24 protein-coding genes are annotated in these 21,212 nt (G+C 63.6%); 14 read left to right on the top strand and 10 right to left on the bottom strand.

Features of this window, described 5'->3' with window-relative positions; translation table 11 throughout:
* Positions 1-271: 271 nt before the first annotated feature.
* Together BW940_RS16965 and BW940_RS16960 are read right to left on the bottom strand one after the other, a co-directional pair.
* Positions 272-910: an HD domain-containing protein gene (locus BW940_RS16965; RefSeq protein ID WP_076610394.1), complete on the bottom strand. Its 639-nt coding sequence runs from the start codon at positions 908-910 to the stop codon at positions 272-274.
* Between the two features lie 64 nt (positions 911-974).
* Positions 975-2,219 (bottom strand): aminotransferase class V-fold PLP-dependent enzyme, encoded by a 1,245-nt coding sequence (locus tag BW940_RS16960; RefSeq protein WP_076610393.1) that lies wholly within the window; start codon positions 2,217-2,219, stop codon positions 975-977.
* 175 nt (positions 2,220-2,394) lie between these two features.
* On the opposite strand from BW940_RS16960, the gene BW940_RS16955 reads away from it, so the two are divergent.
* Together BW940_RS16955 and BW940_RS16950 are read left to right on the top strand one after the other, a co-directional pair.
* A complete protein-coding gene (locus BW940_RS16955; RefSeq protein WP_076610392.1) occupies positions 2,395-3,375 on the top strand; it encodes an ABC transporter ATP-binding protein in 981 nt (326 codons plus the stop codon).
* Positions 3,372-4,247 (top strand): ABC transporter permease subunit, encoded by an 876-nt coding sequence (locus tag BW940_RS16950; protein WP_076610391.1) that lies wholly within the window; start codon positions 3,372-3,374, stop codon positions 4,245-4,247. Before BW940_RS16955 ends, BW940_RS16950 begins: the two co-directional genes overlap by 4 nt.
* Before the next feature lie 30 nt (positions 4,248-4,277).
* Here BW940_RS16950 and BW940_RS16945 read toward each other — a convergent pair whose 3' ends face one another.
* The 3 genes from BW940_RS16945 to BW940_RS16935 form a co-directional block, all read right to left on the bottom strand.
* Complete coding sequence (locus tag BW940_RS16945; RefSeq protein ID WP_076610390.1) at positions 4,278-4,568, bottom strand: DUF424 domain-containing protein; 291 nt, start codon at positions 4,566-4,568, stop codon at positions 4,278-4,280.
* A 6-nt stretch (positions 4,569-4,574) separates the two neighbouring features.
* Positions 4,575-5,435, bottom strand: a complete 861-nt coding sequence (locus BW940_RS16940) for a tetratricopeptide repeat protein (RefSeq protein WP_076610389.1) — start codon at positions 5,433-5,435, stop codon at positions 4,575-4,577.
* Positions 5,436-5,514: 79 nt separating this feature from the next.
* On the bottom strand, positions 5,515-7,140 hold the full coding sequence (locus BW940_RS16935; RefSeq protein ID WP_076610388.1) for a hydroxysqualene dehydroxylase: 1,626 nt from the start codon (positions 7,138-7,140) through the stop codon (positions 5,515-5,517).
* Between the two features lie 248 nt (positions 7,141-7,388).
* Here BW940_RS16935 and BW940_RS16930 point away from each other — a divergent pair, with 248 nt between their 5' ends.
* From BW940_RS16930 to BW940_RS16895, 8 genes are all read left to right on the top strand, one after another.
* Positions 7,389-8,339 carry an extracellular solute-binding protein gene (locus BW940_RS16930; RefSeq protein ID WP_076610387.1) on the top strand — a complete coding sequence of 317 codons (951 nt, stop codon included), beginning with the start codon at positions 7,389-7,391 and terminating at the stop codon, positions 8,337-8,339.
* Entirely contained in the window at positions 8,336-9,154 is an 819-nt protein-coding gene (locus BW940_RS16925; protein WP_076610386.1) for an ABC transporter permease, read from the top strand. Before BW940_RS16930 ends, BW940_RS16925 begins: the two co-directional genes overlap by 4 nt.
* Positions 9,151-10,215: an ABC transporter ATP-binding protein gene (locus BW940_RS16920; RefSeq protein ID WP_076610385.1), complete on the top strand. Its 1,065-nt coding sequence runs from the start codon at positions 9,151-9,153 to the stop codon at positions 10,213-10,215. The genes BW940_RS16925 and BW940_RS16920 overlap by 4 nt, the downstream gene beginning before the upstream one ends.
* Positions 10,216-10,323: 108 nt before the next feature.
* The gene (gene thpR, locus BW940_RS16915; protein WP_076610404.1) at positions 10,324-10,881 is read left to right on the top strand and encodes an RNA 2',3'-cyclic phosphodiesterase; all 558 of its coding nucleotides are present in this window, start codon (positions 10,324-10,326) and stop codon (positions 10,879-10,881) included.
* A gap of 188 nt (positions 10,882-11,069) precedes the next feature.
* Entirely contained in the window at positions 11,070-12,038 is a 969-nt protein-coding gene (locus BW940_RS16910) for a hypothetical protein (protein WP_173834906.1), read from the top strand.
* A 71-nt stretch (positions 12,039-12,109) separates the two neighbouring features.
* The gene (locus BW940_RS16905) at positions 12,110-12,262 is read left to right on the top strand and encodes a 50S ribosomal protein L39e (RefSeq protein ID WP_006066124.1); all 153 of its coding nucleotides are present in this window, start codon (positions 12,110-12,112) and stop codon (positions 12,260-12,262) included.
* A gap of 2 nt (positions 12,263-12,264) precedes the next feature.
* On the top strand, positions 12,265-12,543 hold the full coding sequence (locus BW940_RS16900) for a 50S ribosomal protein L31e (RefSeq protein WP_076610384.1): 279 nt from the start codon (positions 12,265-12,267) through the stop codon (positions 12,541-12,543).
* Positions 12,544-12,545: 2 nt separating this feature from the next.
* Positions 12,546-13,211: a translation initiation factor IF-6 gene (locus tag BW940_RS16895; protein ID WP_076610383.1), complete on the top strand. Its 666-nt coding sequence runs from the start codon at positions 12,546-12,548 to the stop codon at positions 13,209-13,211.
* Positions 13,212-13,262: 51 nt separating this feature from the next.
* Here BW940_RS16895 and BW940_RS16890 read toward each other — a convergent pair whose 3' ends face one another.
* Positions 13,263-13,574 (bottom strand): ASCH domain-containing protein, encoded by a 312-nt coding sequence (locus BW940_RS16890; RefSeq protein WP_076610382.1) that lies wholly within the window; start codon positions 13,572-13,574, stop codon positions 13,263-13,265.
* Between the two features lie 306 nt (positions 13,575-13,880).
* Between BW940_RS16890 and rpl18a the strand changes: the two genes are divergently transcribed.
* The 4 genes from rpl18a (at position 13,881) to BW940_RS16870 (ending at position 16,582) form a co-directional block, all read left to right on the top strand.
* Positions 13,881-14,054: a 50S ribosomal protein L18Ae gene (gene rpl18a, locus BW940_RS16885; protein WP_076610381.1), complete on the top strand. Its 174-nt coding sequence runs from the start codon at positions 13,881-13,883 to the stop codon at positions 14,052-14,054.
* Positions 14,054-14,503 carry a prefoldin subunit alpha gene (gene pfdA, locus BW940_RS16880; protein ID WP_076610380.1) on the top strand — a complete coding sequence of 150 codons (450 nt, stop codon included), beginning with the start codon at positions 14,054-14,056 and terminating at the stop codon, positions 14,501-14,503. The genes rpl18a and pfdA overlap by 1 nt, the downstream gene beginning before the upstream one ends.
* Positions 14,504-14,524: 21 nt before the next feature.
* Complete coding sequence (gene ftsY, locus BW940_RS16875) at positions 14,525-15,886, top strand: signal recognition particle-docking protein FtsY (protein ID WP_076610379.1); 1,362 nt, start codon at positions 14,525-14,527, stop codon at positions 15,884-15,886.
* 129 nt (positions 15,887-16,015) lie between these two features.
* A complete protein-coding gene (locus tag BW940_RS16870; RefSeq protein ID WP_076610378.1) occupies positions 16,016-16,582 on the top strand; it encodes a hypothetical protein in 567 nt (188 codons plus the stop codon).
* A gap of 197 nt (positions 16,583-16,779) precedes the next feature.
* Here the strand turns inward: BW940_RS16870 and BW940_RS16865 are convergent, their stop codons facing one another.
* From BW940_RS16865 to BW940_RS16850, 4 genes are all read right to left on the bottom strand, one after another.
* On the bottom strand, positions 16,780-17,277 hold the full coding sequence (locus BW940_RS16865) for an Lrp/AsnC family transcriptional regulator (RefSeq protein WP_076610377.1): 498 nt from the start codon (positions 17,275-17,277) through the stop codon (positions 16,780-16,782).
* A gap of 78 nt (positions 17,278-17,355) precedes the next feature.
* Entirely contained in the window at positions 17,356-18,183 is an 828-nt protein-coding gene (locus BW940_RS16860; RefSeq protein WP_076610376.1) for a carbon-nitrogen hydrolase family protein, read from the bottom strand.
* Positions 18,180-18,998: an enoyl-CoA hydratase/isomerase family protein gene (locus BW940_RS16855; RefSeq protein WP_076610375.1), complete on the bottom strand. Its 819-nt coding sequence runs from the start codon at positions 18,996-18,998 to the stop codon at positions 18,180-18,182. Before BW940_RS16855 ends, BW940_RS16860 begins: the two co-directional genes overlap by 4 nt.
* Entirely contained in the window at positions 18,995-21,211 is a 2,217-nt protein-coding gene (locus BW940_RS16850; protein WP_076610374.1) for an acetate--CoA ligase family protein, read from the bottom strand. The genes BW940_RS16855 and BW940_RS16850 overlap by 4 nt, the downstream gene beginning before the upstream one ends.
* Between the last annotated feature and the right edge of the window lies 1 nt (position 21,212).

Genomic DNA, 21,212 nt, shown 5'->3' with positions numbered 1-21,212 from the left:
CGCGATGAATGTGTGTCGAGTTCATCCTGTTTCACAGTACGGCGTGGTGTCAGTTGAACATATCGATAGAAATTCCAACAAAGTGGAATGCATGGAAATACTCACAAGTGACGGCGCGTATCCACGGGCTGAAGCCGTGGTATTGCGCCTGTTCAGCGTATAATTCTCACCTCGGCACTACTCCATACAACCGGCAGGTCGAAAAATCCTGTGTGAGTTTGTTGTTGGCAGTTACAATTGGGTGGCAGTCTCTCCGTGAGGTCGAGGGCTGCTATCGCTCGCCGGTCAACTCTCCCTCGAACTGCTCGAGATACTCGCGGACGAACCGGCAACGGGTATCGGCTCGTTCCCTCCCGACGTCGGTGTACATTTGATCTGGAAGCTCGAGGATCTTCGTGTAGAGGTGGTTGTACTGGGTCTGCCCGGCCGCCGTGTCGTCGTCGGCAACCGGCACCTCGGGATCGTACAGTGGTGTGCCGAGCGCACCCCCGTGGGCGAAGACGCGAGCGATACCGACCGCACCGAGGGCATCGAGGTTGTCCGCATCGCTGACGAGCTTTGCCTCGAGCGTCTCGGGTTCGGTCGCGTTCGAGTACCGGTGTGAACGGATACAGTGTTTTACCTGCTCGATCGTCTCCGTGTCCGCGCCAACGCTCTCGAGAATCCGGCCCGCCTCCTGACTCCCCCAGATCGCGTGGTCGTCGATTTCGCCGCGGTCTTCCCGTTCGCGGCCGATATCGTGGAGTACGACCGCGAGGCGCACGACACGGCCGTCTATCGACTCCGACTGCGAGTGACGCTCGAGCAGTGTCTCCGCGAGCGTCTCGACGCGTCTGACGTGGTGCCAGTCGTGGGCCGGTGGGGCATCCTCAAAATACGGGCGAGCGCGGGTTCGGACTGCCTCGAGCATGGGTGTCGTGTTCTGCCGACAAAGAAGAAACGAACGGATCGCGCGGACCCGGAGCACGGCGTCGCTACGCGAACAGTGCTCGTGCGTCGTCTAATGCCGCGATCAGTGTGTCGATCTCCTCGCGTGTATTGTACACGTAAAACGACGCTCGAGTCGATGCCGGAACGCCGAGTTTGTCGTGTAGCGGCTGCGTACAGTGGTCGCCGGCCCGCACGGCGACCGTGTGGTCGTTCAGGATCGAGGTCAGGTCGTGGGCGTGGACGCCCTCGAGGTTGAAACTGACCAGCCCGCCGCGGTCGGGGCCGCCTTCGGGGCCGTAGAGTTCGACGTCGCCTTCGGCCGCGAGTTGGTCGTAGGCGTAGGCGGCGAGCTCTTCCTCGTGGGCCTGCACCCGTTCCATGCCGATTTCCTCGAGCCAGTCGACCGCGGCGTGGAGCCCGACGGCTTCGGCGATCGGCGGCGTTCCGGGCTCGAACTTCCAGGGCAACTCGCCCCAGGTCGAGTCCTCGAACGTGACCTTGCGGATCATGCCACCGCCGTAGAGGTAGGGTTCGAGCTCCTCGAGGAGGTGTTCCTTGCCGTAGAGGACGCCGATACCGGTCGGGCCGGCCATCTTGTGGCCCGAGAAGGCGTAGAAATCGGCGTCGATTTCGCCGACGTCGACGGGGCGGTTAGGGACGGCCTGTGCGCCGTCAATAAAGGAAAGTGCGCCGTGTTCGTGGGCGAGGTCGGTCAGTTCGGAGACGGGGTTGACGGTGCCGAGCGTGTTCGAGACGTGGACGGCGGAGACCATCGCGGTATCGTCGCCGATCAGTTCGCGAGCGTGGTCCATGTCGAGCCGCCCGGTCTCGTCGACACGGATGTACTCGACGTTTGCACCGGTTCGCTTGGCGATCTGTTGCCACGTCACGAGCGAGGCGTGGTGTTCCATCTCCGTGAGAACGACGTCGTCGCCGGGCCCGAGTTCGTTCAGGCCCCACGAGTAGGCGATCAGATTCTCGCTTTCGGTCGTGTTCTTCGTGAAGACGACCTCCTCGCGCCCCGCAGCGCCGATGAACTCGGCGACACGGTCGTGGGCCTCCTCGTAGGCGACCGACGCCTCCTGGCTCAGGTGGTGGATGCCTCGGTGGACGTTCGCGTTCGACTCACGGTAGTAGTCGCTCATCGCGTCGACGACCGCATCCGGCGTCTGGGTCGTCGCCGCGTTGTCGAGGTAGACGACCTGCTGGCCGTTGAACTCCCGCTCGAGAATGGGGAACTCCTCGCGGATCGCCGCCACGTCCAGCGGCTCGAGGTTCTGCTGACTCATTATGTAACTAGCAGGTATCCCAGACAAAACACTCCTTCGGTCCCGGCATTGACTCGGTTCTGCGACCGATGCGGGAAACGCGGGAGTAGACGCCGATTTCGGGCTCGAGTGGAGTTTCCGAACCTGAAACTGCAGCCCGTCGGTTATATGTTATTCCTGTGTACGTTCCAACAGGATGACCGCGATCGAAACGACCGGGTTGACGAAAACCTACGGTGAGTTGACCGCCGTCGATGACCTCGATCTCACGATCGAAGACGGCGAGGTGTTTGGCTTTCTGGGCCCCAATGGAGCCGGGAAGTCGACGACGATCAACATGTTGCTCGACTTCGCCCGTCCGACCGCGGGATCGGCGACAGTACTCGGTTACGACGCCCAGAACGAGGCCGACGAGATCAGCCCTCGTGTCGGCGTTCTCCCGGAGGGGTTCGACATCTATCCGCGTCTCTCCGGCCGTCGACACATCGAGTTCGCGATCGAGACCAAAGACGCCGCGAACGATCCCGACGCGATCCTCGAGCGTGTCGGGCTCTCGGCCGACGACGCGGTGCGGCCGGCCGGCGACTACTCGAAGGGGATGCGCCAGCGCCTCGCAACCGGGATGGCACTGATCGGCGATCCCGACCTGCTCATCATGGACGAGCCCTCCTCCGGCCTTGACCCCCACGGCATCCGTGAGATGCAAGAGCTCGTCCGCTCGGAGGCCGAACGGGGGACGACCGTCTTCTTCTCGAGTCACATTTTGGAGCACGTCGAGGCGGTCTGTGATCGCGTTGGTGTTTTGAACGAGGGTACGCTCGTTGCCGTCGACACCATCGACGGGCTTCGAGAGTCGATCGGTGGCGGCGCGACGATGGAACTCACGCTTGCCACCGCTGCCGACGGCCACCTCGAGACCGCACGCGGTGTCACTGGAATCACGGATGTCGCCGCGTCCGGGCACACTCTCGAGTGTTCGATCGTCGACCCGGCGGCGAAGGCGACGCTCGTGACCGCACTCGACGGCGCTGGCGCGACGATTCAGGATATGCAGATCGACGACGTCTCGCTCGAGTCGCTGTTTACCACGTTGACCAACGGTGAGACCGATGCTGACGGACAGTCGACTGACGACGCCGGGACGCCCGTCGCCGCGACCACGGAGGGAGATCGATGACGTCACATATCCCGACTGTCGCCCGCAAAGAGTTCGAAGACGCCGGCCGATCGAAGCTGCTCTGGGCGCTGATCACCCTGCTCGTTGGGATCGTCGTCATCGGCTACACGGCGATCTGGTATACGGCAGACGACGCGACGGCGTCCGAGGTGCTCGGCTTTCTCGGCTTCCCACTCCAGACGATCGTGCCGATCGCCGCCCTGATCGCTGGCTACATGGCCGTCGTCGGGGAGCGGCGCTCGGGTAGCATCAAACTCCTGCTCGGGCTGCCGCCGAACCGTACCGATGTCGTCTTCGGCAAACTGCTCGGACGGATGGCTGTCGTCGGCACGGCCGTCGTCCTCGCCTTCCTCGTCGCGCTCGTGTTGGGCGCGGCCTTCTTCGGCTCGGTCCCGGTTGCTGACTGGCTCGCCTTTGCCGCGATCACGCTGCTGTTTGGCGTCACCTTCGCCGGCCTCGCGGTCGGCGTCTCCGCCGGCACCTCGACACGGGGCAAGTCGATGGCGCTCGTCGTTGGCCTCTACATGATCTTCGTCGCACTGTGGGAACTCCTCACGGCCGGCCCGTACTATCTCCTCTACGACGAGGGGCCGCCGGTCGAAGCCGAGACGTGGTATCTCGTCCTCGAGCAGTTCAACCCCATGTCCGCCTATACGACGCTTTCGAGCAACGCCATCGAGGGTGAGGTCTTCCCCTTTACCTTCCAGTACGGACTCGAGGACTTCGAAGCCTCCCAGATGACGCCGGCCGAACGGTACGCGGGTGACGCGCCGTTCTATCTGGAAGACTGGTTCGGCGTCATCGTCTTGCTGTTCTGGCTCGTCATCCCCGTCGCTATCGGCTACTATCGGTTCACGAAAACGGATCTGTAGCTCACTCTCTCCGTCTCTTTTGCCGACCGATCACATCCACAACAGCTGTGCGTGGAGCGTCGATCCGACCTCGAGGACGTTCGCCTCGTCAATGAATCCTTCCTCGATGGCGAGTTCGACGGCCTGCGTGCCGACGATGTTGGCGACGGTCGCTCGAGCGAGACTGTCGATGACGGCGTCGTCGCCGACCGTCTCGCCGCCGTAGAACTCCTCGTTGACGGTCAGCGAGACGTCATCGCTTTCGAACGTCTCGCCGAGGACGTCCTCGTCACAGACGGCCACGAGCAATCCCTCGGGTGTCTGTCGTTCGTTGACGAGCATATGTCGTTACTCGAACTCCCACTCGTCGTCGCGGTCGGATGCACGTCCGGGATCCGTGATGTCGGCCCCGTCCTGTTGTCGCCCGCCCTGGCCATCGACGCCAGGAGGGGTATGGCCCTGCATCTCCTTGCGGTCTTCGACCATGCGCTGTTCAGCTTCCTCGAGCAGTTCGTTTGCCTCCTCGGCGACCTCTTCGGCCTCGTCGTACTCGCCCAGTTCCTCCAAGATCTCGGCTTTTTCCTCGAGGACTTTGGCGTTGCGCAGTCCCAGACGAATCGCGTTGTCGATACAGTGCAGTGCCTCCTCGGCCAGGCCACGCTCCGAGAGGAAAAAGGCGCGATTGAACCAGCCTTCAGCGAAGCGCTCGTCGATCTCGACGGCGCGCTCGGCGTGCTCTAACGCCTGTGCGGTCTCGCCGAACTCCCAGAGCGCGTACGCGAGGTTCGTCTCGGCCGTCGCAGCGTGTTCGCTCTCGCCGTCGATCCGAAGCGCCTCGCGGTGGGCCCCGATCGCCTCGTCGTACTCCTCGAGTTCGGCGTGGGCGACGCCTTTGTTGACCCAGGCCTCCTGTGCGATGCGGTCGTCCTCGGCAAAGCGGGCAGTCCGCTCGAAGGCTTCGGTGGCCTGCTCGTGGCGGTTGATCTGCATGTAGTTCAGTCCGACGTCGAGCAGTTCGCTCGCCTCGACAGCGTCCTGATCGACGTTGCGCGTGTCGAGCGTGTCAGTGAGGACGCGGGAGTCGACCGGGTCGACCTTCGACGGATCGACGTTCAGCTCCGGCGGATCCAGATCGAACTCGTCGTAGGGGTCCTCGAAGCCCTCGCCTTCGGAAAAGCGGTGGTCGCGATCGTCCTCTCGGTCAGTCATTGGCTGAAGTTGGCGACGACGACTGTTAAGGGCTGCGACCCGGTATCGCGTCGTCACGCCGCAACCGGTGACCGGGCGTTCAGACGCGGCCGCCGAGCCGTCTGGTGACGCCCCGAAGCGACTGCGTCACGTCGCCGGGATGTGGCAATCCGAGACGATACCGCAACTGATCTTGCCGTTTGAACGGTTCGAAGACGGCCGGTTCCTCGAGGTCCCAGATTTCGGCCGTCGCGGCCCGACCGTGACGCTTGAGGATCGCGTTCGCCGCGCGGCGGCCGGCCTCGTTGGCCGACTCCATCGAGGCCAGATCGGAGTTCGTCCGCACGTAATCGCTCGCCAGCGTGAGGTTGTCGATGGTGACGTCCGCCGGCGGGCGGTTCCGCAGCGCCCCAACGGTGTTGATCAACAGCGGCGAGCGGTTCTCGACGCCATCGTCCGTTTCGACGATCGCCGGATCGAGAAACCAGTCGACGAGCATGTCGTCTGTCAACGTCGTCCCGGTCACGTTCAGGTGGGCTTTCAGCTGCGCCCAGATCTCCGTCGCGATCTCTTCGCGCGTACACGCTCTCGCGGGCTTTTGGTGGTAAATCCCTGGCGTGTCCCAGTCCGAAGCGATCACCGAGAGGACGCCCTCGACCTCGTCGGGGCCGTGGGTTTCGAGGTCGTATCCCGTCCAGAACTGCCGCTGTGAGATCGACGTCAGCGCCCACGGCGCGTCGGCGTAGACCTGGTGGCCCCGCGTCAACTCGACGTCGTCGGTCAGGTAGTACTGGATCCCGTTCATCCAGGCCGTCTCGAGCCGATCGATTCGCTCGAGTTCAGGCGCGAGACGTCCCATCTCTCGCGTGAGGAACTCGGTGGCGACCTCGACCGGCACGGCGAGGACGTACTCGTCGGCCGTGACCGTCTCTCCATCGGCCAGCGTGACGCCGGTGAGCCGGCGACCATCGAACGCGAGTTGTGTCGCTGGCGTGGCCGGTCGGAGGTCGACGCCGAGCGCCTCGAGATGGCGAATCCACGGCTCGATCCAGGCCTCGCTGGTCGGCCCGTTCAGGACGCGCTCGGTCGGCTGGGTCGGATCGAGCTGGCCGAACAGCAACTGCAGGTAGATGGTGCCGATCGTTCGGGTGCTCCCGACCTGCGGGCGGAGGGCGACGAGCGACTGTGTGGCAAAGGCCAGTCGATCACGAAACTCCTGTGAGCGGTTGTCGGCGTCGATGAACTCCCACCAGGAGATGTCGTCGAGTTCGCCCTCGCGTCGCTCGTCACAGGCAGTCAACAGGTACAGGAGTCGCTCGAGCAGGAAGCGAACGTCGGCGTCGGGCAGGTCCTCGGCAAACGCCGGACGCAGCGCCTCGAGCCAGCCACGCAGCGAGTCGGGGGTTCGCGTCTCGGCGATCTGTCCCGGGCTGTCGGTGCTCGCGATCAGTGTTGCTTCGGTCTCGACGAGGTTGTCAGCGACGGTCCCCGTTCCGTCGGGGATTCGCCCCATCGTGTCGATGACGTGCTGGTAGAACGCCGGGAAGAATCGAAAGCCGTGTTCACCGTGTAACGCCGTTGGCTCGTCCGAGATCGGCACCGATCGAGCCTTCCCGCCGAAGCGGTCGTTGGCCTCGTAGACGGTCACGTCGAATCCCCGTTCGGCGAGTTCGTGGGCTGTGGTGAGTCCGCCGATCCCGCCACCGAGTACGGCAACGTCGGTCATCACCGAATGCAAGTGTCGTATCAATATAACCACCAGCCCTAACAGCTTTTGTAACCGGCATCGGTAATCAACCGGCAACCAGCCGACGCTTATCATGGCAGCGTTGGCAACGTGAGCCGTCCATCTGTGGCGAAAACCGGAGCGAAACGACCGTTCACATTTCCCAATTATGTAACTTGAAACGGTTAAATTTAGGCCAATTAGAAATTGGATATGGTTATATGTATGCGGAGAACAGACATGGTCATATGACTCCTGGTGGCAGACACGGTGGGGACAGTGTCAGCCGTCGGACGGCCCTTGCCACAGCGGGGAGCCTCGTCGGCATCGGTGTCGCTGGCTGTTTGGGAACGGCGACGAACTCGGTACGCGTCCTCTCGGCGGGCAGTCTCGCACGGACGTTCGAAGATCAGATCGGGCCGGCGTTCGAGGACGAAACCGGGATTGCGGTCCACGGGGAGTATTACGGGACCAATGCGGTGATGCGGATGGTCGAAGACCGAACCAAACATCCCGACGTCGTCGTGAGCGCCGATTCGACGCTGCTCCGTGATCGCCTATACGGCGCGTTCACCGACTGGGACGTCGAGTTTGCGACCAACAGCCTCGGCATTGGGTACAACGCGGAGACGACGTTCGGACAGCGCCTCGAGGCCGGCGAGCCGTGGTACGAATTGGCGCTCGAGACTGACGACGGCGATCTCTCGATCGGTGATCCGGACCTCGACCCGCTTGGCTATCGCGCCGTCCAAGCGTTCGAGCTTGCGGAGGCCGAACACGGCCTCGAGGGGTTCCGAGACGAACTACTGGAGCGTGTCTACGAGGAGCCCGAAGAGCCACAGATGATGGCGGGCGTCGAGAGCGGCTCTCGAGCGGCGGCGGTCGTCTATCACAACATGGCCGTCGATCACGGACTGCCGTTCCTCGAGTTTCCCGACGCGTACAACTTCGCGAACCCCGAACTGGCCGACCACTACGCGACGGTCGAGTTCACGACGGACGAGGAAGGATACACTGCGGAAGGGCGGCCGATACTGTACAACGCCACGGTCAACGACGAGGCAGACGACCCCGATGCGGGCCACCAGCTCGTCCAGTTTCTCATCGACAACCCGGACCTGCTCGTCGATGCAGGGCTCACCGTCGGCGAGCGCCTCCCGCGTCCGGCGGGCGAACTTCCGGAGGCGATCGACGTATGAGTCTCTCGAGGCCGCCCTTATCCGACTACTCACGGCGAACGCCGGAGCTCCTGCTCCCGGCCGTCCTCGGTGGGATTGTGCTGCTCTACTTTGCGATTCCGTTCGTCGCGTTCCTCGCCCGTACCGGGATGTCGAACATCGTCGCGGGGTTGTCGACGCCGGAAGCGCAGGTTGCGATTCGGAACTCACTGCTTACGGCACCCGTCTCGACGGCGATTGCGACCGTGTTCGGCGTCCCGCTCGCGTACGTGCTCGCTCGCACGTCGTTCGTGGGCAAGCGCCTCGTCGAAGCGCTGGTGATCCTACCGCTGATCGTCCCCCCAGTCGTCGGCGGTGCAATGTTGCTGACGGCCGTTGGCCGGTTCACGCCGATCGGCGCGGCCGCCGCTGCCGTCGGCATCTCACTCACCGATAGCCTGCTCGGCGTCGTCCTCGCACAGACGTTCGTCGCCGCGCCGTTCGTCATCATCACCGCCAGAGCCGGGTTCGGGGCTATCGACGAGCGCTTGGAACAGGCCTCACGGTCGCTTGGCTACGGGCCGCTCTCGACGTTCTGGAACGTGTCGCTCCCGCTGGCTCGAGGGGCGATCGTCGCGGGGATCGTCCTGACGTTCGCGCGAGCGATCGGGGAGTTCGGTGCGACGATGATGGTCGCTTACAACCCGCGAACGATGCCGACCCGTCTCTGGGTGGATTTCATCGCCGGTGGCATCGACGCGATCGTCCCGATGGGGCTTGCACTCCTCGGTATTACCCTCGTCGTCCTCGCAGCAGTCCAGCGGCTCGGACGGGTCCCGACGGTGGTCGACGAATGATCCTCGAACTCGAGGAACTCTCGCACCGATACGGCACCGAACTGGCCGTCGACGACGTCTCGTTCGGGCTCGAGTCGGGCGAGTTGGTCGCACTCCTCGGTCCGAGTGGCTGCGGAAAGACGACGATCGTCCAGGCAGTCGCCGGCCACGTTCGGCCGACGGCAGGACGGGTGGTGCTTCGCGGCGACGACGTCACCGACACGCCACCCGAATCCCGCCGTGTCGGCATCGTCTTCCAGCAACCGACGTTGTACCCGCATATGACCGTCAGCGAGAACGTCGCGTACGGGCTCGCTCCACGGGATATCGATCCTGACCGCCGAGATGAACTCGTCGACGAGTATCTCGATCTGGTTGCCCTCCACGAACAGCGCACCGCATACCCCGCGGAGCTAAGCGGTGGCCAACAGCGCCGCGTCGAACTGGCTCGAGCGCTGGCACCACAGCCGGATGTCCTGGTGCTCGACGAGCCGCTATCGGCACTCGATCGAACGTTACGTGAACAGCTGCGAGACGAAATTGCACGTATCCAGCGCGAAACCGGTGTCACGACGCTGTTTGTCACCCACGATCAAGAGGAAGCGATGGCGCTTGCGGATCGGCTCGTGGTGATGAACGACGGGCAGGTTGCCGGCGTCGGACAGCCACGAACGCTCTACGAGTCGCCGCCAACCCCGTTCGTGGCGTCGTTTCTCGGCCGATCGAACACGCTTTCGGCGACCGTTGTCGACCAACACCCACTGACGATCACACTGGGGACACACGAGATCAGGCTCGACGGCACGGCGCGTGACTTTTCAGCGGGAACGCCGGTCACGTGTCATATTCGCCCGAAAGACCTCTCACTTCGGTCTTCTGCGGCTCCCGGAACGACGCCGTCGCTGCCGTGTGACGTCGTCCACGTCGCGGATCTCGGTCGTCGGTACGACGTGACCGTGCAGTCCGTAACGGGTGACGAACTCGTCGTCGAGCAGTCCGGGAATCCACCAGCGACCGGCGAGACGATCACGGTTGTGATGCCCCAGGACAGCATACAGCTATTCGGTCCCGAACAGCAGTAATCGAACCCGACAACAGTGTTCGCTGCCCGGCCCGTCTCGAGTCGGTCGACGACAGCCGGAGTCACGACCACCGTCACCATTGAGTACACCGCCAGCGAAGACTCGAGTATGCGACTGTTCGTCAGTGTCGACCTCCCAGACGACCTCACAGACGCGGTCGCCGACCTGCAAGCCGAGTTCGAAGACGCAAGCGGGCTCAACTTCACCGACCCCGAACAGACTCACGTGACGCTGAAGTTCCTCGGCGACGTGGATGCGGATCGGCTCCCCGCCCTCGAGCGCGAACTCGAGGCCGCCGTCGGCGATGCCGACGTCGATCCATTCATCGTCCGGTACGGCGGTCTAGGTGTCTTTCCCGACCTCGAGTACATCAGTGTGGTCTGGTTCGGCACCGAAACGGGCGGCGAGGAGCTCACACAGCTACACGAGGCGATTGAGCGCCGAACGACTGACATGGGGTTCGAGGCGGAGTCCCACGAGTTTACGCCACATGTCACGCTCGCCCGCATGAAACACGCCGGCGGAAAGGAGTTGGTACAGGATCTCGTTCGAGAACGCGATCCGACGCTCGGCGAGACGCGCGTCGAGGAGATCCGGCTGACAGAGAGCACCCTCACCGACGAGGGGCCGGTGTACTCGACGGTCAAGTCCTTCGCCCTCGAGTAGCCGCTTGCCCGTTCGGACTCCCGGCCGGCTCGTCTCCAACGGATGGCTCGAGCGCCGGGACTCGTCCGTCTCGAGTCAGCCACGACCGCTCGCTTTTGATTCGGGCGCACGTGCAAGTCCAAATATAATTCCCGTGGCTAGTGTACCAATCAGGGAACGATGTCGACTGGACCTCTCAGCGATCAGCCGTGACGCCCTCACTTCGGACCCACCTCTCACCGGACGGGACGGGACGACTCGTCACCCGACGGGAGCTACTGACGTCGATCGGCGGCGCGGCTGCCGCCTCGAGTCTGCGTCGCAGCACTGATACGCAGGCCGTCGCCGACAGCCCGCTTCACATCCGTGTCTATCCCGGTCCGGTCTCGTTGCGAGCCTGGATCAGCCACGGGTTCGACGGCGTCCACCAGGACTGGCCGCCGCCGTTTCGAGACGCGGTTTCGGCCGTCGAAGGAGCGCTCGAGCAGATCCTCTCCTACGCCCACGACCGTTCGCGACTCGAGGGACTCGAGGCCCGCGTCGAGCGCGGTGAGCTGGTTCGCTTTCCGCTCTCGGCGACCCCATTGTCGTCCGAAGCGGTCGTGCCAACACTCGAGACGGTTCTCGACGTCTTCCGAGCGCAGCTCAGGGCGCGAAACGCCCTCACCGGATCGGCGTGCCATCTGCTGCTGTGCTGGTCGCCGTTCAACTACCGGCTTGGCTACGGTGGGACGCTGTCACCGAACGCGCTGGTCGGCAACGACGCTGCGGGGACGACCGGGGACGCAACTACCGTCGCGAACCTCGGTGCGACCGAGCTCTGGGACTCGCGGGCGGTGACGCGGAATATGGCGATTCACGAGCTGTTACACACCATCCTCTCGTCGGACGTTGCCGAGGGAGTTGGCGGCTCCCGCTGTGATCACGACCTTGGGACTGCAGTACGGATCGATGACGACACGATGCGTGTCTCACCGATGGCGACCGCCTACGCCGGCCCGGACGAGATCGGCGGCGGCACCCGCTGGCAGGGCAGGGGGTGTGCTAATCACGACTCATTTCACCGCCACGACGGCTTCGACGGTGTCGAACACTGGACGTATACGACCGACCTCAGTGAGGCCACGCTCGAGGCCGTCACGCGCTCGCTCGAGCGACTCGTCTTCCAGCAACCGTGAGAAGCCATCGCGCTGCGCTCGTCTTCGAGATGGACAAGATTTTAAGCGACCGCGGGCTACGTCCGGCTACTATGGGTAAGAAATCGAAGGGCAAGAAAAAGCGTCTTGCCAAACTCGAGAACCAGAACAGCCGCGTTCCGGCCTGGGTCATGATGAAGACCAACATGGAAGTGCAGCGAAACCCCAAGCGACGCAACTGGCGGCGCAACGACACTGACGAATAACGATGAGTGCAAGTGATTTCGAGGAACGCGTTGTAACCGTTCCACTGCGCGACGTCAAGAAGGGAGCCAACCACGAGGCCGCCGACTACGCGATGCGACTCATCCGCGAGCACCTCGCGAAACACTTCGCGGTCGACGAGGACGCCATCCGTCTGGACCCCTCGATCAACGAGACGGTCTGGTCGCAGGGCCGATCCAATCCGCCACGGAAACTCCGTGTTCGTGCTGCTCGCTTCGACGAAGACGGTGACGCCATCGTCGAGGCCGAGGTCGCCGAGTAAATTTGAAGCGTCTCGCCTTCGCCGGGTCGGCGTACGTCGGCGTCTTCGCCCGCGCGACCGGCTCGTGCGTGCTCGTCCGCCCGGACGTCGACGACGACGCCATCGCTGACCTGACCGACGAACTCGAGGTGCCCGCAATCGGGACGACCGTTGGTGGCTCCTCGACGGTCGGCGCGTTAGCGACGGGCAACGAGAACGGACTGCTCGTCAGCGCTCGTGTACTCGAGTACGAACGCGAACACCTCGAGGACGAGGTCGATCTCCCCGTCGCGGAACTGCCGGGGAACATCAACGCCGCGGGGAACGTCGTCCTCGCCAACGACTACGGCGCGTACGTCCATCCCGACCTCCCGCGGGAGGCGATTCAGATCGTCAAAGACACGCTCGAGGTCCCCGTCGAACGCGGCGACCTCGCCGGTGTCCGGACCGTCGGGACGGCCGCGGTTGCGACGAACTCGGGCGTGCTCTGTCACCCCAAAGCGACCGACGAGGAACTCGACGTCCTCGAGGACGCACTCGACGTCCGGGCCGACGTCGGCACGGTCAACTACGGTGCTCCGCTCGTCGGCTCCGGGCTGATCGCCAACGACGCCGGCTACGTCGTCGGTTCGGACACCACCGGACCGGAACTGGGCCGGATCGAAGACGCACTGGGCTATCTGGACTGATCGCGGTCGATCGCGTCTCGTTTCTGGTTGCCCAGCCGTTTTTCGTCCCGTCTACTGCGTTTTAAACCGGTGTAAGACGACCTCGCTGTCGTCATCCCACTCGAAATTATCGTGAGCCCGCTCGAGTAGCCCGCGGTAGGCCTCGAGGTCGTCCATCCCTTCTGCCTGAGCGTCCTCGTCGGTCAAATCCCCGAGCGTGCGCTCGGTGACGTCGGTGACTTCGAACGTCGTCTCGTCGATCGTGAACGTATCGCCCACGTCGGCGTACTGGTGGCCGCGATGGATCTGGGTGACCTCGCCCTCGAGGACCTGGGTTTGCATCCGTTCACTTGGCAACAGTTCGCTTGGCTCGAGTTCGCTCATATCGGAGCATATCGCCCTCCGGACAAAACCGTTTGGACCAACGCGGATGCTGTGTCAGGACGAAAACCGGTCGCCAAGGCATATATTCACTGCCAGTAATCGGTCAGCTATACGATCGTCCCGACTGTGGTGGCGCTGGGCGCACTCGTCGTCGTCCACATCGCCGCGACGGCGATCGCGTTGGGAACACGACACAGCAGACCGTCTGAGACACCGGGAACGCGATTCCGATCCCGCCGCGGTCCCGGCCCGGCCTGACTCCGACAGAAGGGAAGATTCTTCCGACTGCCTGCCGGAGAGATAGTCATGAGTCAATTTACGGTCACTGGCCAGTTCAAGAGCCGCGACGGCTACGCGCCGTTCGAAACGACGATCGACGCCGAGAACGAGAACGTCGCCCGCGAACACGTGCTCTCCCAGCTCGGGAGCCAGCACGGGCTGAAGCGCTCGGAGATCAAACTCGACGAGGTGAGCGCATAATGGGTCAGCAGCAACTCCAGCAGCTCTCCCAGGAACTCCAGCAGATCCAAGAAGAGATCGAAGAGCTCGAAGCGAACGTTGAGGCCATCCAGCAACAGAAAACCGAAACCGACGAAGCCATCGAGGCACTCGAGACCCTCGAGACTGACTCGACCGTTCAGGTCCCCATCGGCGGCGGGGCCTACCTCCGCGCGAACGTCGAGGATATCGACGAAGTGATCGTCGAACTCGGTGCAGACTACGCCGGACAGTTCGAGCAGGACGACGCCGTCGACGCCCTCGAGAGCAAAAAGGAGAACCTCGACGACCGTATCGACGAGGTCAACAGCGAGATTGCCGAACTCGAGTCCGAGAGCACGGAACTCGAGCAGCAGGCCCAGCAGCTCCAGCAGCAGGCGATGCAACAGCAGATGCAGGGGATGGGCCAAGGGCAGGGCCCCGACGAGTAACGTCGGAACCCCACCGCTACTATGTTCGATAACCTGAAGAAGAAACTCGGGAGCTTCCGGAAAGACGCCGAAGAAGCCGCCGAAGAGAACGTCGAAGAAGTCGACGACGACGAACTCGAGGAGTCGGATCTCGAGGAGACGGCGGACGAACTCCAAGAGACTGAAGACGAACTCGAAGGCGATACGGACGCAGCGTCGGAAGCCCCAGAGACGACTCCTGACGCGGCCGACGACGGCGCTCGAGCCGAGGCCGCACCCGAGAGCGAACACGCGGTCGAGACGGCACCGGCAACCGAAACGGCAGACTCGAACACCGAGACGGCTGCGCCGACCGCCGACGCGACCGCTGTCGAGGAGCCGTCGGGAGATACCGAACCCGACCTCGACACCGAGACCGACGAGCCGGACGCGGCCGCGGCCGTCGAGACGGACGCCGAGGCGGCTGAAGCCGAGGATGATGAAGCCAGCGAGGCCGGTGAGGACAACAGCAACTCGACCGGCTTCGGTGCCAAGGCCAGATCCCTCGTCAAGGGGAAGTTCGTCATCGAGGAAGACGACCTCGAGGGCCCGTTACACGAACTCGAGTTAGCGTTACTCTCGAGCGACGTCGAGATGGGCGTCGCCGAGGAAGTCCTCGACAACATCCGCGAGGAGTTGGTCGGCGAGACGCGGACGTTTACGACGTCGACGGGCGAGGTCGTCGAGAACGCACTGCGCGATGCGATCTACGACGTGATCAGCGTCGGGCAGTTCGACTTCGACGAGCGCATCGCCATCGAGGACAAGCCGGTGACGATCGTCTTCACCGGCGTCAACGGCGTCGGGAAGACCACCTCGATCGCGAAGTTGAGCCGCTACTTCGAGGAGCGTGGCTTCTCGACGGTGATGGCCAACGGCGACACCTACCGCGCCGGGGCCAACGAGCAGATCCAGGAACACGCCGACGCACTGGACACGAACCTCATCCGACACGAACAGGGTGGCGACCCCGCGGCCGTGTTGTACGACGCCGTCGAGTACGCCGAGGCAAACGACATCGACGTCGTCCTCGGTGATACGGCGGGTCGACTCCACACCGACGAGGGCCTGATGGACCAACTCGAGAAGATCGATCGAGTCGTCGGCCCCGACATGACGCTGTTCGTCGACGAAGCAGTGGCGGGACAGGACGCGGTCAACCGCGCCCGCGAGTTCAACGACGCGGCAGCGATCGACGGCGCGATTCTGACGAAAGCCGACGCGGATTCCAACGGCGGGGCGGCCATCTCTATCGCCCACGTCACCGGGAAGCCAATTCTCTTCCTCGGCGTCGGCCAGGGTTACGACGACTTAGAGCGGTTCGACCCCGACGAAATGGTCGATCGACTGCTCGAAGACGAGTAACGGCACATCTGCGGTCGGATTTTTTCGACCGACGGACTCGAGCAGTATACGGACCCGGTTTTCGGCACGATTCGTGTTCGGTAGTGATGACTTCGAAACATACATATAATATATAATTGACATCACACTATGCGACAGTGCCGCTCCCGTCGTGCCCTCCTCACCGCTGCGATGCCGTTTGCCGTGGCGATTGCGGGCTGTTCCGAGGGCCAACACACGAGTAAGGAGAACCCGGACGACTCCGGTATCGTTTCGACAGCTGCGTACGACTGTGCCGACAGTGATCGACCGTCTCCGACACTGCCGGACGTCGAACCGGAACCGTATCCATCACCGCCGGCGTCCATGTCCGACGGCGCTGGTCAGTACGTCCTCGAGTTCGAGCGGGCGTACCGTCGAAACGCGTTTCTCGAGGCGTACGGCTCGGAAACACAGACGTTTGACTTCCAGTTCCGGGCACGCCAACTGGACGATATCGGGTCGGATTCAGACCAAGAGGCTGTGCTAGTCTCGATCGTCTACGATCTGACGACCGCGACACAAGGGGTTCCGGCGTCAACCGAGCGAGATACTCGCGTCACGTACTACGTCGACGAGAACGTCGTACTTCGGGCCCGATACAACGGGCTTGCCAACGAACCCGCATTCGAGCCCGATCCTCGAGACGCCGGCAACCCGGTCGTCTGCTTCGAGTAATCGAGCCAGTGGTCGTCGCGTTTTGCGTCGGACTATCGTAGCTACTGCCCGTCCCATCGCACGATGACACCCTGCGATGGGTGTCTCACTCGGTTCAGTTGTTACGATTGTGGCGTCCCACGCCCCGCTACCGGGTCAACCCCGATGGCGGCCGCGATGACTCTGCCGTCAACGCGTGGGACGGGGTCGGACGTTTCTCAGCTGTTGAACAGTTGTTCTAAGTCTTCGTCGTCGTAGTTGACCAGCAGTCGCGACTCCTCTTTGAACGTCCGGAGAACGATATGCGTCGCGGAGTTTTCGACACCGTCGGTTTCGATGATTTCCTCGATTAACGACTGGAGGTGATCGTGATCTCGAACGTGAGAGATGACGTAGAAAGACATCTCTCCGATCATCGAGTACACCTGTTGCACGCCCGAAAGCTGTGCAAGTCGCTCGCCGACTTCCTTCGCTTCAGGGCCGTAGACGGTCTTGATCTCCGAAATTGCTGTCATCCCCAGGCCGAGTTTGTGTCGGTCGAGATGGGAGATCGTCCCCGTCAGGATTCCCTGTTCGCGGTACTTCTCGAGTCGATAGTAGACTGTCGACTGGCTAATGTCGAGTTCTTCGGCGATCTCGTCGGCATCGATCTCTCCGTTCTCGTCTAACTCTCTGAGCAAGCGGAAGTCGGTTTCGTCGAGTGTGATTTCGGCCATGGTATTTATTTGTTGTGACTCCTTGAAATGTCGTCGGAACCCCTAAATCATGCACCAAACATCTCGTCGGTGGATATGTCAGTGCTTCTCACTTCTGGTACTGATTATCACTCGGTTCGTCGTTGGTCGATCGTCGCGTCGGTCGCATCGCATTGGGTTTCGCTCTCGTTCGTTGCGGAGTGTCTCGTGTTCGATGTGAGAGACGAGAATGCCGGATTGACTGTCGAGCCGGTCGGCGATCGAGCCGTCGGGTTCGTAGGCCGTTGTGTGGCCGTAAAACGTGAGGTCTTCTTCGGCACCGGCCCGGTTGCAACCGAAGACGTACGCCCCGTTCTCGAGTGCTCGAGCGGGGAGCAACCGATCCCAGTCGCCTGCCATCGGAACCGACCACGCTGAGATGTTGATGATCGCGTCGACGGCTTCCCGTGCAAACGCCGCGCTCTGTGCAGGAAAGTTCAGATCGTAACAGATCTGGACACCGAGCGTTCGGCCCTCACACTCGAGGACGAGGATGTCGTCGCCGGGAACGAAGACGTCGCGTTCGTCGCCCCACGGGTTTCGCTTGTCGTAGCGGGCCCGGACCGCCCCTGTCCGGTCGATCCAGACGGCGCTGTTTCGAACGCCGCGCTCGTCGCGGACCGCCATTCCAAAGAGGACGTGTGACTCGACGGCAGCGGCTGCCCCGCCGATGGCCCGTGTCGTCGGCCCTGGAATCGGCTCTGCACAGGCATCGATCTGATCAAAGATCGAGTAGCCGGTCGTCGCGAGTTCGGGAAAGACGATCAGATCCGGGTCCGCCTCGGCTGCGGTCTCTCGAATCCGATCGCAGAGTCGCGTTATGGTGCCGTCGTCTGCCGGGCCGAGCGTGGGATCGAACTGGACGAGTGCAACGGTGTCGAGGCTCATTCGCCCGTAAACTCCGGTTCGCGGTTTTCGGCGAACGCATCGACCGCTTCCGCGTGGTCGTCGGTCTGGGCACAGATCCGCTGGGCGCGCGTGGCGTGTTCGAACGCCGTCTCGAGGTCGACGTCGGCGCTCTCGTTGACCAGCGACTTGCTCAGTCCGAGTGCGATCGGCGGCTGGGCGGCGAGGTCGGCGGCGAACGACTCGGCTGCCTCGAGCAACTCGTCGGCGGGGACACACTCACGGGCGAGGTCCCAGTCGACGATCTCTTCGCCCTCGAGGTGGCGGCCGGTGAATATCAGCTCCTTCGCGCGGGCCTCGCCGATCAGTCGCGGCAGGAGGTACGCGCCGCCGTCGCCGGGGACGAAGCCGACGTCGATGAACGTCTCGCCGATGGCTGCGTTCTCGCTGACGATGCGGATGTCACAGGCGAGTGCCGTATCACAGCCGGCCCCGAGCGCGTAGCCGTTGATTGCGCCGACGACCGGCGTCTGAATCGTCCGCAGGGTGCGAACGACGTTCTGGAACAGGCCGAGTCCCGCCTCGTAGTCGGCAAACTCCATTTCGGGGGTCAGCGGCATGTTCTCGAGGTCGACGCCGCTGCAGAAGGCCCGATCACCTGCGCCGGTCAGGACGATGGCGCGAACGTCATCGTCCGAATCGAGTTCCTCGAGGCGGGCAACGAGCGTCCGCAGGAGCGACTCGTCGTAGGCGTTCATCGCATCCGGGCGGTCGAGTGTGAGGCGAGCGACGTGCTCGCGGGGACGGTCGACGCGGACGGGCGGTTTGTCGGTCTTGGTTTCAGTGGGCTCTGTCATTCATCGACACCTCCATCGGGAACCGCATCCGGTTCCTGTGTCTGCCTGCCATCGTCGCTGTCGGGGTTGTCGTTGCCATCGCCCGATTCGAGGACGATACTCGCGTCAAGGATCTCGGCACCGTCCTCGCCCGCGAGCACCGGATTCAGGTCGACCTCCGCGATTTCGGGGTGGTCAGCGACGAGTTGGGAGACCGACAGCAGGACGTCGACGAGCGCGTCACGGTCAACCGGCGGGTCGCCACGAGCCCCCTCGAGAACGTCCTGTGCGTCGATGTCGTCGAGCATCGTCCGTGCGTCGTGTTCGGTCAGTGGCGCGGCACGGAAGGCAACGTCCTCAAGCACCTCGACGAAGACGCCGCCGAGGCCGAACATGACGACGGGGCCGAACTGCTCGTCGTGGGTCGCGCCGACGATCACTTCGACGCCGTCGGTCCGCATCGGCGAAACGAGCACGCCGTCGATCGCGGCGTCTGGATCGTAGGCTCGAGCGTTCTCGAGCACGCTCTCGTGTGTCGATCGAACCGACTCGTCCGCGACGTCTAGTGCGATGGCGTCGGCTTCGGTTTTGTGAACGATATCCGGCGAGACGACCTTCATTGCGACGGGGCCGTCGAACTCGGCGGCGGCACGTTCGGCGTCCGTCGCCGTTTCGGCGAGCGCGTACGGCGTCACCGGCGCGCCGTACTCGTCGAGAAGCGCTTTGGCGTCGTACTCTGAGAGGGTGCCGTCGGTGGCACGGTCCCCGAGCGCTCGAATGCCGTCGGGGCCGTCGGCGGACTCGGAATCGAGTTCGAACGAACTCTTTTCGTCGGCAACCTGTAGATGTGTTCCGTACGTCGACAGCGCATCGAGGCAGGCGACGGAAATGTCCAGCGACTCGTACACCGGAACGTCGTGCTCCCGGAGGATCGTATGGGTTTCGGGGTCGGTGCTCTCGTAGGCGCTCTGGATCACCAGCGGCGTCTCAGTCGCCGCGGCGGCGTCGGCAATCTCCGCTGCGGCGGCTTGCTCGATCGGCTCGAGGTCGTCGGTAAAGCGCTGGCCGTAGCCGCCGAACAGTCCCGAGAGCAACACGGCATCGACGTTCGGGTCGTCGAACAGCGCCGCGGCGCAGTCGGCGAACACCGACGGGTCATCGTCAGTGCCGCCGGCGACGTCAACCGGGTTTCGGACGCTTGCAGCGTCTGGAAGGACGTTCTCGAGGCGGCGCTGGGTGTCGGCTGCCAGCTGCGGCACCGAGAGGCCGCGCTCGGCGAGGGCGTCGGCTGCCAGCGTCGCGTGGCCGCCGCCGTCGGCGAGGACCGCGACGTTCTCGCCATCGACGGGTGGCTGGGAGGCCAGCGCGTCGGCCGCCGCCAGCAGTTCGTCGGATCGGTCGACGCTGACGACGCCCGCCTGCTGGAAGACCGCGTCCGCAACTGCTGCATCGCCCGCGAGCGAGCCGGTGTGTGAACTCGCCGACTGCTTGCCGACGTCCGAGCGGCCGCTCTTGCAGACGACGATCGGCGTCTTCGCTCCGGTTTCGCGGGCTTGCTCGAGGAATGCGCGACCGTCGGAGAAGCCCTCGACGTAACAGACGACAGCATCGGTTTCGTCGGTTCGTTCGAAGTAGGGGAGATACTCGTCGAACTGGAGGTCGGCCTCGTTGCCGACGCCGACGTAGTGGCTGAAGCCGACGCCCTCCCGGCCGGCGGCCTCGGTAAACAACGCGATGGCGAGATTCCCACTCTGACACAGCAGTCCGAGGTCGCCCTCGGGAACGCCGTCGGCACCGACGAGGTTCGCCCCATCGCCGACGTTGATCAACCCGGAGGTGTTCGGCCCGACGAGTCGGACGTCGTTCTCGGCTGCAAGCGAGACGATCTCCTCCTCGAGGGCTTCGCCGTCCGCGTCGGTCTCGCCGAAGCCGACGGCGATGACGACCGCACCGCCGACGTCGATCTCGCCGCAGTCTTCGAGTACGGACGGGACGATCGGTCCCGGAACGACGATCAACGCGAGGTCGACCGGCTCGGGGACGTCGGCGATCGAGGCGACGACCTCGAGGCCGCGGATCTCGTCGGCCGACGGGTTGACTGGGTAGATCGTGCCCTCGTAGCCGCCCGTCTGGAGGGTTTCAATGGCCTGATAGCCGCGTTTCGATGGATCGGAGGACGCGCCGACGACGGCGATCGACGACGGTTCTAAAATGCGATCGATTGGGTCGCGCATG

It is taken from the genome of Natronorubrum thiooxidans (assembly GCF_900156475.1).
Taxonomy (GTDB): domain Archaea; phylum Halobacteriota; class Halobacteria; order Halobacteriales; family Natrialbaceae; genus Natronorubrum; species Natronorubrum thiooxidans.
The sequence above is the reverse complement of the archived record's forward strand: the minus strand, read 5'-3'. Positions and strand labels throughout refer to the sequence as shown.